Source organism: Paenarthrobacter sp. NPDC090520 (assembly GCF_044769205.1).
In the GTDB taxonomy this organism is placed as follows: domain Bacteria; phylum Actinomycetota; class Actinomycetes; order Actinomycetales; family Micrococcaceae; genus Arthrobacter.
Window position 1 is genome coordinate 34471 of record NZ_JBIVXM010000004.1, and the last position, 15978, is coordinate 50448.

The following is a 15978-nucleotide window of genomic DNA, read 5'->3' on the forward strand; positions in this document are numbered from 1 at the left end:
AACGGCAGCGTCCCGATCTACAAGCAGAAACTACTTGATGATCTTGGTAACACGTCCCGAACCAACGGTGCGGCCACCTTCACGGATAGCGAAGCCGAGGCCCTCTTCCATTGCGATCGGCTGGATGAGCTCAACGGTCATCTCAGTGTTGTCGCCAGGCATAACCATTTCCGTGCCCTCGGGCAGGGTGATAACGCCGGTGACGTCCGTCGTACGGAAGTAGAACTGCGGGCGGTAGTTCGAGTAGAACGGGTTGTGACGTCCGCCTTCGTCCTTGGAAAGGATGTAGACGTTTGCCTCGAAGTCGGTGTGCGGGGTGATGGAACCCGGCTTGACGACAACCTGGCCACGCTCGACATCGTCGCGCTTGAGGCCACGGAGCAGGAGGCCACAGTTCTCGCCGGCCCATGCTTCGTCGAGCTGCTTGTGGAACATCTCGATACCGGTAACCGTGGTCTTCTGGATCGGGCGGATGCCGACGATCTCAACCTCGGAGTTGATGGCGAGGGTACCACGCTCGGCGCGGCCCGTAACAACGGTGCCACGGCCGGTGATGGTGAAGACATCTTCGATCGGCATCAGGAACGGCTTGTCGCGGTCACGTACGGGGTCCGGAACGGACTCGTCGACAGCTGCCATCAGGTCCTGGACGGACTTGACCCAAACCGGGTCGCCTTCCAGAGCCTTCAGACCGGAAACGCGAACAACGGGAGCGTCGTCGCCATCGAAGCCCTGCGAGCTCAGGAGCTCACGAACTTCCATTTCGACGAGGTCGAGGAGTTCCTCGTCCTCAACCATGTCCGACTTGTTCAGTGCGACCAGCAGGTAGGGAACACCAACCTGGCGGGCGAGCAGAACGTGCTCACGGGTCTGTGCCATCGGACCATCGGTAGCGGCAACCACGAGGATTGCGCCGTCCATCTGGGCAGCACCGGTGATCATGTTCTTGATGTAGTCAGCGTGACCCGGGGCGTCAACGTGTGCGTAGTGACGCTTCTCGGTCTGGTACTCCACGTGGGAGATGTTGATGGTAATACCGCGCTGGCGCTCTTCCGGAGCAGAGTCGATGGACGCGAAGTCGCGCTGCTCGTTGAGATCCGGGTACTGGTCGTACAGCACCTTGGAAATGGCGGCAGTCAGCGTCGTCTTACCGTGGTCAACGTGACCAATGGTGCCGATGTTGACGTGCGGCTTAGTCCGCTCGAACTTTGCCTTTGCCACAGGTTCCTCCTAGAACGATTTCAAGTGACGTGCTCCTCGGCCGCGCTTTTCGCGGCAGAAACTCATGCAAGTCTACTTGGGGGCTTGGTTTTGGTGAAATTTCAGATTCAGGAACCAATCTTAGTTCCTGGAGTCTGTTTGCGCAGGGGGCCGGGCCACGACTTTCGCCGTGGCCCTGCCACACACGCTGAGATGCCTTCCCGGGACCGGAATTGCATCCGTTACCGGGGTGATTACTCGCCGCGGGTCTTCTGGATGATCTCGTCGGCAACAGCCTTCGGGACCTCCGCGTAGCTGTCGAACGTCATCGAGTACACAGCGCGACCCTGGGTCTTGGACCGGAGGTCACCGATGTAGCCGAACATTTCGGACAGCGGCACGTTCGCACGGACCACCTTCACGCCTGCAGCATCTTCCATCGACTGGATCATGCCACGGCGGGAGTTGAGGTCACCGATGACGTCGCCCATGTATTCCTCAGGGGTACGTACTTCGACGGCCATCAGCGGTTCGAGCAGGACGGGGTTGGCCTTGCGGGCACCTTCCTTGAACACCTGGGAACCGGCGATCTTGAACGCCATTTCCGAGGAGTCGACGTCGTGGTATGCGCCGTCGATCAGGCTGGCCTTGACGCCTACCATCGGGTAGCCGGCAAGGATACCGAACTGCATGGCATCCTGGATACCAGCGTCAACGGAGGGGATGTATTCACGCGGAATACGGCCACCGGTGACCTTGTTTTCGAACTCGTAGAAGGTACCGTCCGTGGTTTCCAGGGGCTCGAAGGAGACCTGGACCTTTGCGAACTGACCCGAACCACCAGTCTGCTTCTTGTGGGTGTAGTCAACCTTCTCCACAGCGCGCTTGATGGTTTCGCGGTAAGCAACCTGCGGCTTGCCGACGTTGGCCTCAACCTTGAATTCGCGGCGCATACGGTCAACGAGGATGTCGAGGTGGAGTTCACCCATACCCGCGATAACGGTCTGGCCGGTTTCTTCGTTGAGGGAGACCTGGAAGGTCGGGTCCTCAGCGGAGAGCTTCTGGATGGCCGTGGAGAGCTTCTCCTGGTCACCCTTGGTGTTCGGCTCGATCGCAACAGAGATCACGGGCTCCGGGAAGCTCATGGACTCGAGGACGATCTGGTTTGCGGGATCGCACAGGGTGTCACCGGTGGTGGTGTCCTTGAGGCCGATCGCTGCGTAGATGTGGCCGGCGGTAGCGCCCTCAACAGGCATTTCCTTGTTGGCGTGCATCTGGAAGAGCTTGCCGATGCGCTCCTTCTTGCCCTTGGTGGAGTTGACCACCTGCGCACCGGAGTCGACGTGACCGGAGTACACGCGGACGAAGGTGAGCTGGCCGAAGAAGGGGTGTGCTGCGATCTTGAACGCAAGAGCGGAGAACGGCTCGTCAGCGGAAGGCTTACGGGTCAGTTCCTTCTCTTCGTCGCGGGGATCGTGGCCGATCATCGCAGGAACGTCGAGCGGGTTCGGCAGGAAGTCCACAACGGCGTCGAGCATCGGCTGGACACCGCGGTTCTTGAACGCAGAACCACAGAAGACCGGGTAGAGCTCGGAGTTGATGGTCATCTTGCGGATGCCGGCCTTGAGCTCTTCGAGGGTGAGTTCTTCACCTTCGAGGTACTTCTCCATGAGTTCCTCGGAAGCCTCGGCAACAGTCTCAACGAGCTGTGCGCGGTATTCCTCGGCCTTTTCCTTGAGGTCGGCAGGAATTTCCTGGACCTCGTAGGAAGCGCCCATGGTCACGTCACCCTTGGCGTCGCCCGGCCAAACCAGTGCGCGCATTTCAAGGAGGTCAACAACGCCAACGAAGTCGTTCTCGGCACCGATCGGCAGCTGCATGACCAGCGGCTTGGCGCCAAGGCGGGAAACGATGGTGTCAACGGTGAAGTAGAAGTCAGCGCCGAGCTTGTCCATCTTGTTGACGAAGCAGATACGCGGAACGTTGTACTTGTCGGCCTGGCGCCAAACAGTCTCGGACTGCGGCTCCACGCCTTCCTTGCCGTCGAACACGGCAACTGCACCGTCGAGGACGCGCAGGGAGCGCTCAACCTCAACCGTGAAGTCCACGTGGCCCGGGGTGTCGATGATGTTGATCTGGTTCTTGTTCCAGAAACAGGTCACGGCCGCGGACGTGATGGTGATGCCGCGTTCCTTTTCCTGTTCCATCCAGTCGGTCGTCGAAGCACCGTCGTGCGTTTCGCCGATCTTGTGGTTCACACCCGTGTAGAACAGGATGCGCTCGGTAGTGGTGGTCTTGCCGGCATCGATGTGGGCCATGATGCCGATATTGCGGACCTTGTTAAGGTCGGTAAGCACGTCCTGTGCCACGGGGTCTCCCTTTCGGATGGACTACACGTTCGCCGCCGGCTCGGTCGAGCCGGCGGCGTCCGGGAAGTTTTACCAGCGGTAGTGTGCGAAGGCCTTGTTGGACTCGGCCATCTTGTGGGTGTCTTCGCGACGCTTCACAGCGGCACCGAGACCGTTCGACGCATCCAGGATTTCATTCTGGAGACGCTCGGTCATCGTCTTTTCGCGGCGGGCCTTGGAGTAGCCCACGAGCCAACGCAGAGCGAGGGCGGTGGAGCGACCCGGCTTGACCTCAACCGGAACCTGGTAGGTGGCGCCACCAACACGGCGGGAGCGCACCTCGAGGGAAGGCTTGACGTTGTCCATGGCCTTCTTCAGGGCTGCGACGGGGTCGCCGCCCGTCTTGGCGCGGGCACCTTCAAGGGCACCGTAAACGATGCGCTCTGCGGTGGACTTCTTGCCGTCGATGAGGACCTTGTTGATCAGCTGGGTGACCAACGGGGAGCCGTAAACGGGATCTGAAACGAGCGGCCGCTTGGGGGCCGGACCCTTGCGAGGCATATTACTTCTTCTCCATCTTTGCGCCGTAGCGGCTGCGGGCCTGCTTGCGGTTCTTGACACCCTGGGTGTCAAGGGCGCCGCGGACAATCTTGTAGCGGACACCCGGGAGGTCCTTCACACGACCACCACGGACGAGCACGATGGAGTGCTCCTGCAGGTTGTGGCCAACACCGGGGATGTAGGCGGTAACTTCCACACCACCGTTGAGGCGCACACGTGCAACCTTACGGAGAGCCGAGTTCGGCTTCTTCGGGGTGGTGGTGTAGACGCGGGTGCAAACACCGCGGCGCATCGGGCTGCCCTTCAGCGCGGGAGCCTTGGTCTTGGAGACCTTCGGCGTGCGGCCCTTGCGGACCAGCTGGTTAATCGTAGGCACTTTCGTGTTCTCCGTTTGTTTGATCTCTGCCCCCACACACAGGCGCCAGCCGGTGCTCAGTGGGAACTTTGGCGTTGCTCTCGCGGCCAGCCGGAACTCCCGGTAGGCGTGCAAAAGTGCGGCATTCGTTGCGCAAGTTGCCCGCAACCCGGAAACAGGCTCCACCCAACATCATGAGAACAAAACCAAAATGATGTTGCGGCGGCCATCATCCACTGCCACACAGAACAATTACCAAAAGTCTAGCACGGCTTGATCCGGCACCTTAATCGGGTGTATGGAGGACGACGGCGGCAGGCGGCTGCCGCCGTCGTGGTTCACTCCCCCGCCTCACCGGGCGGACCAACGCGTTAACGGGCCAGGCCCCGCACTCGATGAATGCGGGGCCTGGCCTTCAGTCACTGACTACTGCCTTATATTTCAGCGGAAGTCGTTGCCGAGATCGTAGTCATCCAGCGGGATGGCGTGGAACTCGGGAGCACCGTCGCCACCCAGGGCGTCATAGGAGAAGTCGGTGAAAGCGCTGGGGCCCGTGAACAGGCTTGCCTTCGCTTCTTCCGTCGGCTCCACAGTGACCTCTGTGTAGCGGGGCAGACCCGTACCAGCCGGGATGAGCTTACCGATGATGACGTTTTCCTTGAGGCCGAGCAAGGGATCGCTCTTGCCTTCCATGGCCGCCTGCGTCAGGACGCGGGTGGTCTCCTGGAAGGAAGCTGCCGACAGCCAGGACTCGGTAGCCAAGGAAGCCTTGGTGATACCCATGAGTTCCGGACGGCCGGAAGCCGGTGCCTTGCCCTCGGACACGACGCGGCGGTTCTCGTCCTCGAAGCGGGCGCGCTCTGCGAGCTCACCCGGGAGCAGCTCGGAGTCGCCGGATTCGATGACGGTCACGCGGCGCAGCATCTGGCGGACGATGACCTCCACGTGCTTGTCGTGGATACCAATACCCTGGCTGCGGTACACGCCCTGCACTTCGTCCACGAGGAACTTCTGTGCGGCACGCGGACCCATGATGCGCAGAACCTGCTTCGGGTCCACCGGACCGTTGATCAGCTTCTGGCCGACGCTGACGTGGTCGCCGTCCTCGATGAGGAGGCGGGACCGGCGCAGCACCGGGTAGGCGATCTCTTCGGAACCATCGTCCGGAGTGATCACCAGGCGCATCTGGCGCTCGGACTCTTCGATGGTGATGCGTCCGGCTGCTTCCGCAATCGGTGCCACACCCTTCGGAGTACGGGCTTCGAACAGTTCCTGGATACGGGGCAGACCCTGGGTGATGTCATCGCCACCACCCGCGGAAACAGCACCACCGGTGTGGAACGTACGCATGGTCAGCTGGGTACCGGGCTCACCGATGGACTGTGCGGCGATGATGCCCACGGCCTCGCCGATGTCCACGGTCTTGCCGGTAGCCAGCGAGCGGCCGTAGCAAAGCGCACAGGTGCCCACCTTGGACTCACACGTTAGTACGGAGCGGACCTTGACCTCGGTGATGCCGGCAGCCAGCAGCTGGTCGATGACGACGTCGCCGCAGTCGGTGCCTGCAGGTGCCAGGACGTTGCCCTCGGAATCGACGACGTCGACAGCCAGGGTACGTGCGTAGGCGCTGTTCTCGACGTTCTCGTCCAGGACCAACTCACCGTTGGAGTCCGGAACGGCGATGGGCGTGACCAGGCCTCGCTCGGTACCGCAGTCCTCTTCGCGGACGATGACGTCCTGCGAAACGTCCACCAGACGACGGGTCAGGTAACCCGAGTTGGCGGTACGGAGAGCGGTATCGGCCAGACCCTTACGGGCACCGTGCGTGGCGATGAAGTATTCCAGCACCGACAGGCCCTCGCGGTAGGAGGACTTGATCGGACGCGGGATGATCTCACCCTTCGGGTTGGCCACAAGACCACGGATACCCGCGATCTGGCGGACCTGCATCCAGTTACCACGTGCACCGGAGGACACCATGCGGTTGATGGTGTTCATCGGGGACAGGCTGTCACGCATCGCCTGGGCGATCTCGTTGGTTGCCTTGTTCCAGATCTCGATCAGTTCCTGGCGACGCTCGTCGTCGTCGATCAGGCCCTTGTCGTACTGGCCCTGGATCTTGGCAGCCATGTTCTCGTAACCGGCCAGGATGCCCGGCTTGGTGTCCGGAACCTCGATGTCGGAGATTGCCACCGTGACGCCCGAACGGGTTGCCCAGTAGAAACCGGCGTCCTTCAGGTTGTCCAGCGTGGCAGCCGTAACGACCTTCGGGTAGCGCTCGGCGAGGTCGTTGACGATCCGGGACAGTTCGCCCTTGTCGGCAACAGCCTCGACCCACGGGTAATCCTCAGGCAGCGTCTGGTTGAAGATGACCTGGCCAAGGGAGGTTTCAACGAGCGCCGGCTGGCCGGGCTCCCAACCTTCCGGAGCTTCCCACCCTGCGTAGGGAACGAAGTCCTCCAGACGGATCTTGACCTGGGAGTTCAGGTGAAGATCGCGGGCGTCGTAGGCCATGATGGCCTCGGACACCGAGGAGAACACGCGGCCCTCGCCGGCGGAGCCGACGCGCTTGGTGGTCAGGTGGTACAGGCCGATGATCATATCCTGCGAAGGCAGGGTCACCGGACGTCCATCGGACGGCTTCAGGATGTTGTTCGAGGACAGCATCAGGATGCGGGCTTCGGCCTGGGCTTCCGGGCTCAGCGGCAGGTGGACTGCCATCTGGTCGCCGTCGAAGTCAGCGTTGAAGGCGCCACAAACCAGCGGGTGAAGCTGGATTGCCTTGCCTTCCACAAGCTGCGGTTCGAAGGCCTGGATGCCGAGGCGGTGCAGGGTAGGTGCACGGTTGAGCAGCACCGGGTGTTCGGTGATGATCTCTTCCAGCACGTCCCAGACCTGCGGACGGTAACGCTCAACCATGCGCTTTGCCGACTTGATGTTCTGGGCGTGGTTGAGGTCAACCAGGCGCTTCATCACGAACGGCTTGAAGAGCTCCAGGGCCATCTGCTTGGGCAGGCCACACTGGTGCAGCTTCAGCTGCGGGCCGACGACGATGACCGAACGGCCGGAGTAGTCAACACGCTTGCCGAGCAGGTTCTGGCGGAAACGGCCCTGCTTGCCCTTGAGCATGTCGCTCAGGGACTTCAGCGGACGGTTGCCCGGACCGGTGACGGGACGGCCACGACGGCCGTTGTCGAAGAGGCTGTCAACAGCTTCCTGAAGCATGCGCTTCTCGTTGTTGACGATGATCTCCGGGGCACCGAGGTCAAGCAGGCGCTTGAGTCGGTTGTTGCGGTTGATCACACGGCGGTAGAGGTCGTTGAGGTCGGAGGTCGCGAAGCGGCCACCGTCCAGCTGGACCATCGGGCGCAGTTCCGGCGGGATCACCGGGACGGCGTCGAGAACCATGCCGAGCGGGCTGTTGTTGGTGGTCAGGAATGCGTTGACAACCTTGAGGCGCTTGAGCGCACGGGTCTTGCGCTGGCCCTTGCCGTTCTGGATGGTGTCGCGCAGCGACTCGGCCTCAGCCTGCATGTCGAAGGTTTCGAGGCGCTTCTTGATCGCCTCTGCACCCATGGAGCCTTCGAAGTACATGCCGTAGCGGTCACGCAGTTCGCGGTACAGGCCTTCGTCGCCTTCGAGATCGGCAACCTTGAGGTTCTTGAAGCGGTCCCAGACCTGCTCGAGGCGCTCGATGTCGGCGTCGGCACGCTTGCGGACGTTCGCCATCTGGCGGTCAGCGGAATCGCGGGCCTTCTTCTTGTCTGCACCCTTGGCGCCTTCGCCTTCAAGACGGGCAAGCTCGTCTTCAAGGTCGCGTGCAATCGTGGCGATGTCGCTGTCGCGGTTGTCCACCATCTGCTTCTTCTCAAGGTCATGCTCGACCTGGAGGTTGGGCAGTTCGGCGTGACGGTTTTCCTCGTCAACGCTGGTGATCATGTAGGCAGCGAAGTAGATGACCTTCTCAAGGTCCTTCGGAGCCAGGTCCAGGAGGTAGCCAAGGCGCGACGGAACGCCCTTGAAGTACCAGATGTGGGTCACGGGAGCGGCGAGCTCAATGTGGCCCATGCGCTCACGGCGTACCTTGGCGCGGGTAACTTCCACGCCACAACGCTCACAGATAATGCCCTTGAAGCGGACGCGCTTGTACTTGCCGCAGTAGCATTCCCAGTCGCGGGAAGGTCCGAAGATCTTCTCGCAGAAAAGACCGTCCTTCTCAGGCTTGAGAGTGCGGTAGTTGATGGTTTCCGGCTTCTTGACCTCACCGTATGACCAACCACGGATGTCTTCCGCGGTGGCGAGGCCGATCTGCATGAGGCCGAAGGAGGATTCGCTGGACATATGGTCCCTGTTCTCTCTTGTTCTCTAAATTCTGAAGTCTTGGTTACGGAAAGAGGGAGCTGCCCGGCAGGCGGCATTCTTGGTGCCGCCTGCCGGAACGGCTGCTAGACCTCTTCTACGGAACTGGGCTCTGCACGAGACAGATCGATGCCCAGTTCCTCCGCAGCCGTGAAGACTGCGTCATCAGAGTCACGCATTTCGATCGTGGTTCCGTCGGTGGAAAGGACTTCCACGTTCAGGCACAACGACTGCATTTCCTTGATCAAGACCTTGAAGGACTCCGGAACGCCAGGCTCAGGGATGTTCTCGCCCTTGACGATGGCTTCGTAGACCTTCACGCGGCCGTGGATATCATCAGACTTGATCGTGAGGAGTTCCTGAAGGGTGTAGGCGGCACCGTAAGCTTCGAGCGCCCACACTTCCATTTCACCGAAGCGCTGGCCACCGAACTGTGCCTTACCACCCAGCGGCTGCTGCGTGATCATGGAGTACGGACCGGTGGAACGTGCGTGGATCTTGTCGTCCACCAGGTGGTGGAGCTTCAGGATGTACATGTAACCGACGGAGATCGGGTCCGGGAACGGCTCGCCGGAGCGGCCGTCGAACAGACGGGTCTTTCCGGAGGAGTCGATCAGGCGGTCGCCGTCGCGCGTCACGTTGGTGGAATCGAGCAGGCCCGTGATTTCCTCTTCGCGGGCACCATCGAACACCGGGGTGGCAACGGTGGTCTGGCCGGTTTCACGGGGCAGGTTCGGGAGGTTCTTGACCCACTCCGGCTCGCCTTCGATCTTCCAACCGGTCTTGGCAACCCAACCGAGGTGGGTTTCCAGGACCTGTCCAACGTTCATACGGCCCGGAACACCAAGCGGGTTCAGGACGATGTCCACCGGGGTACCGTCTGCAAGGAAGGGCATGTCCTCGACCGGAAGGATCTTGGAAATAACACCCTTGTTGCCGTGGCGGCCGGCGAGCTTGTCGCCGTCGGTGATCTTGCGCTTGGCTGCCACGTAGACGCGGACCAGCTGGTTCACGCCCGGGGGCAGTTCGTCGTCGTTGTCGCGGTCGAAGACGCGGACGCCGATGACCGTACCGGACTCGCCGTGGGGAACCTTCAGGGAGGTGTCACGGACTTCGCGGGACTTCTCACCGAAGATGGCGCGGAGCAGGCGCTCTTCCGGGGTCAGTTCGGTTTCACCCTTGGGGGTGACCTTGCCTACCAGGATGTCGCCGGCTTCAACCTCGGCACCGATGTGGATGATGCCACGCTCGTCCAGTCCTGCAAGGACTTCCTCGGACACGTTCGGGATGTCACGGGTGATTTCCTCGGCACCAAGCTTGGTGTCGCGGGCATCGATCTCGTGCTCTTCGATGTGGATGGAGGAAAGGACGTCCTCGGCGACGATGCGCTGGGACAGGATGATGGCGTCCTCGAAGTTGTGGCCTTCCCAGGACATGAATGCCACGAGGAGGTTCTTGCCGAGGGCGAGCTCACCCTGGTCCGTTGCGGGACCGTCAGCGATGATGCCGCCAACTTCCAGGCGCTGGCCTTCGTTGACCAGGACGCGGTGGTTGTAGCAGTTGCCCTGGTTGGAACGGGCGAACTTGTTGATGCGGTAGTTGGTCTCCGTGCCGTCGTCATTGATCATGACTACGAGCTCGGCGGAGACCTCGGTGACCACACCGGCCTTCTTCGCGATGACCACGTCACCGGCGTCGACTGCTGCGGCGCGCTCCATGCCGGTGCCCACGAACGGAGCCTCGGAACGGACCAGCGGCACAGCCTGGCGCTGCATGTTGGCACCCATGAGTGCGCGGTTGGCGTCGTCGTGCTCGAGGAACGGGATCAGGGCAGTTGCCACGGACACCATCTGGCGCGGGGAAACGTCCATGAACTGGACATCTGCGGCGGGAACCAGAACCGGCTCGCCTCCACCACCACGGGCACGGACAAGGACGGTCTCTTCGGAGAAGCGCTTGTCAGCATCCAGCGGAGCGTTGGCCTGTGCGATCAGGACCTCGGCTTCGTCGTCGGCAGTCAGGTACTCGACGTCGTCGGAAACCACACCGTTGGAAACCTTGCGGTAAGGGGTCTCGATGAAGCCGAACGGGTTGATGCGGCCGTAGGAAGCCAACGAACCGATCAGACCAATGTTCGGGCCTTCAGGGGTTTCGATGGGGCACATACGTCCGTAGTGGGACGGGTGAACGTCTCGGACTTCCATGCCTGCACGGTCACGGGACAGACCACCGGGGCCAAGGGCCGAGAGACGACGCTTGTGCGTCAGGCCCGAGAGCGGGTTGTTCTGGTCCATGAACTGCGACAGCTGGGACGTTCCGAAGAACTCCTTGATGGCTGCCACAACCGGACGGATGTTGATCAGGGTCTGCGGCGTGATGGCCTCGACGTCCTGCGTGGTCATGCGTTCGCGGACGACGCGCTCCATGCGGGACAGGCCGGTGCGGACCTGGTTCTCGATCAGTTCGCCCACGGCGCGGATGCGACGGTTGCCGAAGTGGTCGATGTCATCGATCTCGACGCGGAGCTCGTGGTCTTCGCCATCGCGCTTGCCCATGATGGTCTTCTCGCCGGCGTGCAGCGCAACGAGGAACTTGATCATGGCAACGATGTCTTCGACATGCAGGACCGAAGCTTCCTTGTCGCCAAGGGAGCGGTCGATGCCGAGCTTGCGGTTGATCTTGTAACGGCCAACCTTGGCGAGGTCGTAGCGCTTCGGGTTGAAGTACAGGTTGTCCAGCAGGGACTGGGCAGCCTCGACTGTGGGCGGCTCGCCCGGACGCAGCTTGCGGTAGATGTCCAGAAGCGCGTCTTCGCGGGTTTCGGTGGCGTCCTTCTCCAGCGTTGCGCGCATGGAGTCGTACTGGCCGAACTCTTCCAGGATCTGGCCTTCGGTCCAGCCGAGGGCCTTCAGCAGTACCGTGACGGACTGCTTGCGCTTGCGGTCGAGGCGGACGCCCACCTGGTCGCGCTTGTCGATTTCGAGCTCGAACCAAGCACCACGCGAGGGAATGATCTTCGCGGTGAAGATGTCCTTGTCGCTGGTCTTGTCGGCAGCGCGCTCGAAGTAGGCACCGGGCGAGCGGACCAGCTGGGAAACAACAACACGCTCGGTGCCGTTGACCACGAAGGTTCCCTTTTCGGTCATGAGCGGGAAGTCGCCCATGAACACGGTCTGCTGCTTGATTTCGCCCGTGTTGTTGTTCATGAACTCGGCCTTGACGTACAAGGGAGCCGAGTAGGTGGCGTCACGGTCTTTGCATTCGGCCATGGTGTACTTCGGGTCAGCGAACTCCGGCTCGGAGAAGCTCAGGGACATGGTGCCCTGGAAGTCCTCGATCGGGGAGATCTCTTCGAAGATATCGGCAAGTCCGGAGGTGGTGGCGACGCTGAGGTCGCCCTCCTCGACAGCCTTCGCTACCCGCGCCTGCCAGCGTTCGTTTCCGACCAGCCAGTCGAAGCTGTCTGTCTGCAGGGCGAGAAGATTCGGAACATCAAGGGGTTCGTGAATCTTTGCGAATGAGAGGCGGCGGGTGGCACCATCGGTGCTTGCCGTGTTAGCGGTTTCGTTATTAGAGGTGCTCGAGGCGACCAAGAGGGATCCTTCCACAGACCTTCAGGCGTTTTCAGATCTCCCCCGTTTGCATGTTGCGGAGTGCTCCGCAGCATACTTAATCCGGTTCCGCTATATGACCCGGACCCAGCCCTGCAAAAGGCATTTGCACGCTATGGACGGCATGCCAATTGACGCAGCTGAGAGGTAAAGCCCACCGCTATATGAAGGCTGAAGGTTAACAGGGAAGACGCAAATATCTACAATACGGCAATGCAGCCTTCCTGTCTACCCCAGATCGTCCGTGAATGCAAGCACCGTTGCTGCAGGCACCTAAGCCCAGGAATGCGGCGGCGCCCACATTCGTTGGAACGGATACCTGGAGACGCGCCCCGCGATAGCCTTGCAGTAACACCACCGGACTGGAAGAGAGACCATGACCACCTCCGCTGACGACAATGACGTTGTCATCCTTGCCGCTTCCCGGACTCCGCAGGGCCGCCTCAACGGGCAGTTGGCGGGATTCACCGCCGTCGACCTTGGCGCCCACGCCATTACTGCCGCCCTGGCGTCCAGCGGCGTCAAAGCCGAACAGGTGGACGCCGTGATCATGGGCCAGGTCCTGCAAGCCGGCGCGGGCCAGAATCCCGCCCGGCAGAGCGCGATCGCGGCCGGTGTGGGCTGGAACATCCCTGCCGTGACCATCAACAAGGTGTGCCTCTCCGGGCTGACGGCCGTCATTGACGCTGCCCGGATGATCCGCAGCGGCGATGCCACGGTGGTGGTGGCCGGCGGACAGGAATCCATGACGCGCTCCCCGCACCTGCTGCCGGGCTCACGCCAGGGGTGGACCTATGGCTCCATCCAGGCCCTGGATGCCGCGGCGCACGACGGCCTCACGGATGCGTTCGACGGCCAGTCCATGGGTCTCTCCACGGAGTCCAAGAACGTGACGCTCGGCATCGACCGCCGCGCACAGGACGAGGTGGCAGCAGCTTCCCACCAACGCGCCGCCGCTGCGGCCGCGGACGGAATTTTCGACGTCGAGATCGCTGCGGTGAGCGTCAAGCAGCGCAAGGGAGAGCCGCTGGTCCTGACTACGGACGAAGGCGTCCGCCCCAACACCACCATCGAAACATTGGCTCCGCTGAAGGCGGCCTTCGCCACAGACGGCACCATCACGGCGGGCAACTCCTCTCCCCTGTCCGACGGCGCCTCTGCACTGGTGCTGGCCAGCCGCCGCTTCGCCAGGGACAACGGTCTGGACTATCTCGCCGTCGTGGGCAAGCCGGGCCAGGTTGCCGGGCCGGACAACTCCCTCCACTCGCAGCCCTCCAATGCCATTGCGCAGGCCTTGAAGAAGGCGGGCTGGACCGCGGAGGACCTTGACTTCATCGAGATCAACGAGGCTTTCGGCTCGGTGGCCGTCCAGTCGCTCAAGGACCTCCAGTACCCGCTGGAGAAGTGCAACATCCACGGCGGCGCCATCGCCCTTGGCCACCCCATCGGCGCATCCGGCGCCCGTCTTGCCCTGCACGCGGCCCACGAACTCAAGCGTCGGGGAACCGGCAAGGCCGCAGTTTCCCTGTGCGGCGGTGGAGGCCAGGGTGAGGCCCTCCTCCTGTACCGTGACTGAAACTCCAGCGACCGTCTCATCAGCGACCAACGAGGACCGAAACCCATGACCCAGACAGCCAACGGAGCGGAGCGCTTCCTTGAGGATGCCGCCGCACGCGGACTGGAGGTGGACGTCGTCGAACGTCCCGCAGCCCGCAGCCTCGAAGAGGCGGCCGGAATCCTGGGCATCAACCCCGGCGACATCGTCAAGTCCCTCGTGGTCAAGCACCGGGACGGCAGCTTCCTGTTCGCCCTGATTCCGGGTGACCGGCAGATCTCGTGGCCCAAGCTGCGGGCGCTGGTGGGCGTGAACAAGCTCTCGCTGCCGCACGCGGACGTGGCCCTTGCCGCGACCGGTTACGAACGGGGAACCATCACTCCGCTGGGCAGCACCACCGCGTGGCCGGTCTACGCGGATGCGACCATCACGGGACGGCGGATCTCCATGGGCGCCGGCGCGCACGGCCGCAGCGCCTTCGTGGACGCGGACGCCCTCACGTCTGCACTCGGTGCGGTCGTCGCGGACATCAGCGAACCCTCCTAAAGCAACGCGGCGTCACTTACGGCCCCTAAATCCCCTTGGGGTGGGCCGTACGTGACTCCGCGTTGCTGTTAAACGCAGGAAGCCCCGCCCGGCGAACCGGACGGGGCTTCCCAAGCAGAACGAGTTACTTGATGGTAACCGTTGCGCCAGCTTCTTCGAGCTGAGCCTTTGCCTTCTCTGCGGCTTCCTTGTTGGCGCCTTCGAGAACAGCCTTCGGTGCACCGTCAACCAGGTCCTTGGCTTCCTTGAGGCCGAGGGAGGTGATGGCGCGAACTTCCTTGATCACTGCGATCTTCTTGTCGCCAGCAGCTTCGAGGATGACGTCGAATTCGGTCTTCTCTTCAGCAGCTTCAGCGGCACCGCCGGCAGCGGGGCCAGCAACTGCAACAGCAGCAGCCGTAACTTCGAAGGTCTCTTCGAAGAGCTTGACGAACTCGGAGAGCTCGATGATGGTCAGTTCCTTGAAAGCTTCAATGAGCTCTTCGTTGCTGAGCTTCGCCATGGTGGCGTCCTTCCATTAGGTGGTGCGGATCCGGACTCTGCCGCTCCATGCACCGGAGTTTGATGGGGGGAGAACTTAGTTCTCTTCGGTTGCGGCTTCAGCAGCTTCGGCCGGAGCCGCAGCTTCCTCAGCAGCAGCCTCTTCAGCGGCCGGTGCTTCTTCAGCGGCCGGAGCAGGTGCGCCGCCCTCTTCTTCAAGCTTGAGGCGCAGGGCATCGATGATGCGTGCAGCAGCGGATGCAGGAGCCTTGAGGACACCGGCAACACGTGCAAGCTGGAACTCGCGGGACTCAAGGGCAGCCAGTGCGGCAACACCCTCAGAGTCAAGTGCCTTGCCTTCGAACAGACCGGTCTTGATGACCAGCTGCTTGTTGGCCTTGGCAAAGTCCGTAAGGCTCTTGGCAGCAGCAACGGCGTCGCCCTTGATGAAGGCGATCGCAGTGGGGCCGGAAAGCTGACCGTCGAATGCATCGACACCAGCTTCCTTGGCTGCGATGGCGCTCAGGGTGTTCTTGACGACCGAGAACTTGGTGTCCTGGCCGAGAGCAACACGGAGTTCCTTGAGCTGCGCAACAGAGAGCCCACGGTATTCGGTCAGGACAGCCGCGGTCGATTCCTTGAAATCGTTGGTGATCTCTGCAACTGCGGAGACCTTGCTAGGCGTTGTCATAACCCTCCTTCCGGGGAATAAAGCCGGCCTTCCGGGTCCCCGCTCATGAGAGCTAAAACTAAAAACGCCCCGCGCAGATGCACGGGGCTTGGCTCAACACAGCTTGGCTGTGGAGACTCAACTCGTTCACCTGCGTTGGCCGCCCTATGTCAGGGTCCTTCGTCAAGAAATTCACCTGGTTCTCACGGGCGTGGCTACAGAGTTGAGCTGTGCTCGAAAGGGTGGATTTCCATCAACCGACGGTCTTTGGTACTTCAAGGTTACGGGAGAGT

General features: G+C 61.9%; 10 protein-coding genes. 2 read left to right on the forward strand and 8 right to left on the reverse strand.

Annotation, left to right across the window (positions count from 1 at the left end; all coding sequences use genetic code 11):
- Positions 1-30: 30 nt before the first annotated feature.
- The 6 genes from tuf to rpoB all read right to left on the reverse strand — a co-directional run bounded on the left by tuf (position 31) and on the right by rpoB (position 12416).
- On the reverse strand, positions 31-1221 hold the full coding sequence (tuf, locus tag ACIQTZ_RS06590) for an elongation factor Tu (protein WP_021472401.1): 1191 nt from the start codon (positions 1219-1221) through the stop codon (positions 31-33).
- 233 nt (positions 1222-1454) lie between these two features.
- Positions 1455-3569 (reverse strand): elongation factor G, encoded by a 2115-nt coding sequence (fusA, locus tag ACIQTZ_RS06595; RefSeq protein ID WP_397325852.1) that lies wholly within the window; start codon positions 3567-3569, stop codon positions 1455-1457.
- A 69-nt stretch (positions 3570-3638) separates the two neighbouring features.
- The gene (gene rpsG / locus ACIQTZ_RS06600; protein ID WP_021472399.1) at positions 3639-4109 is read right to left on the reverse strand and encodes a 30S ribosomal protein S7; all 471 of its coding nucleotides are present in this window, start codon (positions 4107-4109) and stop codon (positions 3639-3641) included.
- A gap of 1 nt (position 4110) precedes the next feature.
- A complete protein-coding gene (gene rpsL / locus ACIQTZ_RS06605; RefSeq protein ID WP_009358312.1) occupies positions 4111-4485 on the reverse strand; it encodes a 30S ribosomal protein S12 in 375 nt (124 codons plus the stop codon).
- 420 nt (positions 4486-4905) lie between these two features.
- Positions 4906-8805 (reverse strand): DNA-directed RNA polymerase subunit beta', encoded by a 3900-nt coding sequence (locus ACIQTZ_RS06610; protein ID WP_400329110.1) that lies wholly within the window; start codon positions 8803-8805, stop codon positions 4906-4908.
- A gap of 104 nt (positions 8806-8909) precedes the next feature.
- Positions 8910-12416, reverse strand: coding sequence for a DNA-directed RNA polymerase subunit beta (rpoB, locus tag ACIQTZ_RS06615; RefSeq protein ID WP_397325854.1), 3507 nt, complete (start codon positions 12414-12416; stop codon positions 8910-8912).
- 394 nt (positions 12417-12810) lie between these two features.
- On the opposite strand from rpoB, the gene ACIQTZ_RS06620 reads away from it, so the two are divergent.
- Together ACIQTZ_RS06620 and ACIQTZ_RS06625 are read left to right on the forward strand one after the other, a co-directional pair.
- Positions 12811-14010: an acetyl-CoA C-acetyltransferase gene (locus tag ACIQTZ_RS06620; protein WP_402978703.1), complete on the forward strand. Its 1200-nt coding sequence runs from the start codon at positions 12811-12813 to the stop codon at positions 14008-14010.
- 45 nt (positions 14011-14055) lie between these two features.
- Positions 14056-14535, forward strand: coding sequence for an aminoacyl-tRNA deacylase (locus tag ACIQTZ_RS06625; protein ID WP_402944646.1), 480 nt, complete (start codon positions 14056-14058; stop codon positions 14533-14535).
- Between the two features lie 124 nt (positions 14536-14659).
- On the opposite strand, the gene rplL is transcribed toward ACIQTZ_RS06625, so the two are convergent.
- Entirely contained in the window at positions 14660-15037 is a 378-nt protein-coding gene (gene rplL, locus ACIQTZ_RS06630) for a 50S ribosomal protein L7/L12 (RefSeq protein WP_387435074.1), read from the reverse strand.
- A gap of 75 nt (positions 15038-15112) precedes the next feature.
- Positions 15113-15706, reverse strand: a complete 594-nt coding sequence (rplJ, locus tag ACIQTZ_RS06635; RefSeq protein ID WP_400269568.1) for a 50S ribosomal protein L10 — start codon at positions 15704-15706, stop codon at positions 15113-15115.
- Positions 15707-15978 lie beyond the last annotated feature (272 nt).

Excerpts from the sequence above, each read along its gene's own strand:
- rpsG (WP_021472399.1), bottom strand. The coding sequence starts at position 4,109 with ATGCCTCGCAAGGGTCCGGCCCCCAAGCGGCCGCTCGTTTCAGATCCC.
- ACIQTZ_RS06610 (WP_400329110.1), bottom strand. The coding sequence starts at position 8,805 with ATGTCCAGCGAATCCTCCTTCGGCCTCATGCAGATCGGCCTCGCCACC.
- ACIQTZ_RS06620 (WP_402978703.1), top strand. The coding sequence starts at position 12,811 with ATGACCACCTCCGCTGACGACAATGACGTTGTCATCCTTGCCGCTTCC.
- ACIQTZ_RS06625 (WP_402944646.1), top strand. The coding sequence starts at position 14,056 with ATGACCCAGACAGCCAACGGAGCGGAGCGCTTCCTTGAGGATGCCGCC.
- rplL (WP_387435074.1), bottom strand. The coding sequence starts at position 15,037 with ATGGCGAAGCTCAGCAACGAAGAGCTCATTGAAGCTTTCAAGGAACTG.
- rplJ (WP_400269568.1), bottom strand. The coding sequence starts at position 15,706 with ATGACAACGCCTAGCAAGGTCTCCGCAGTTGCAGAGATCACCAACGAT.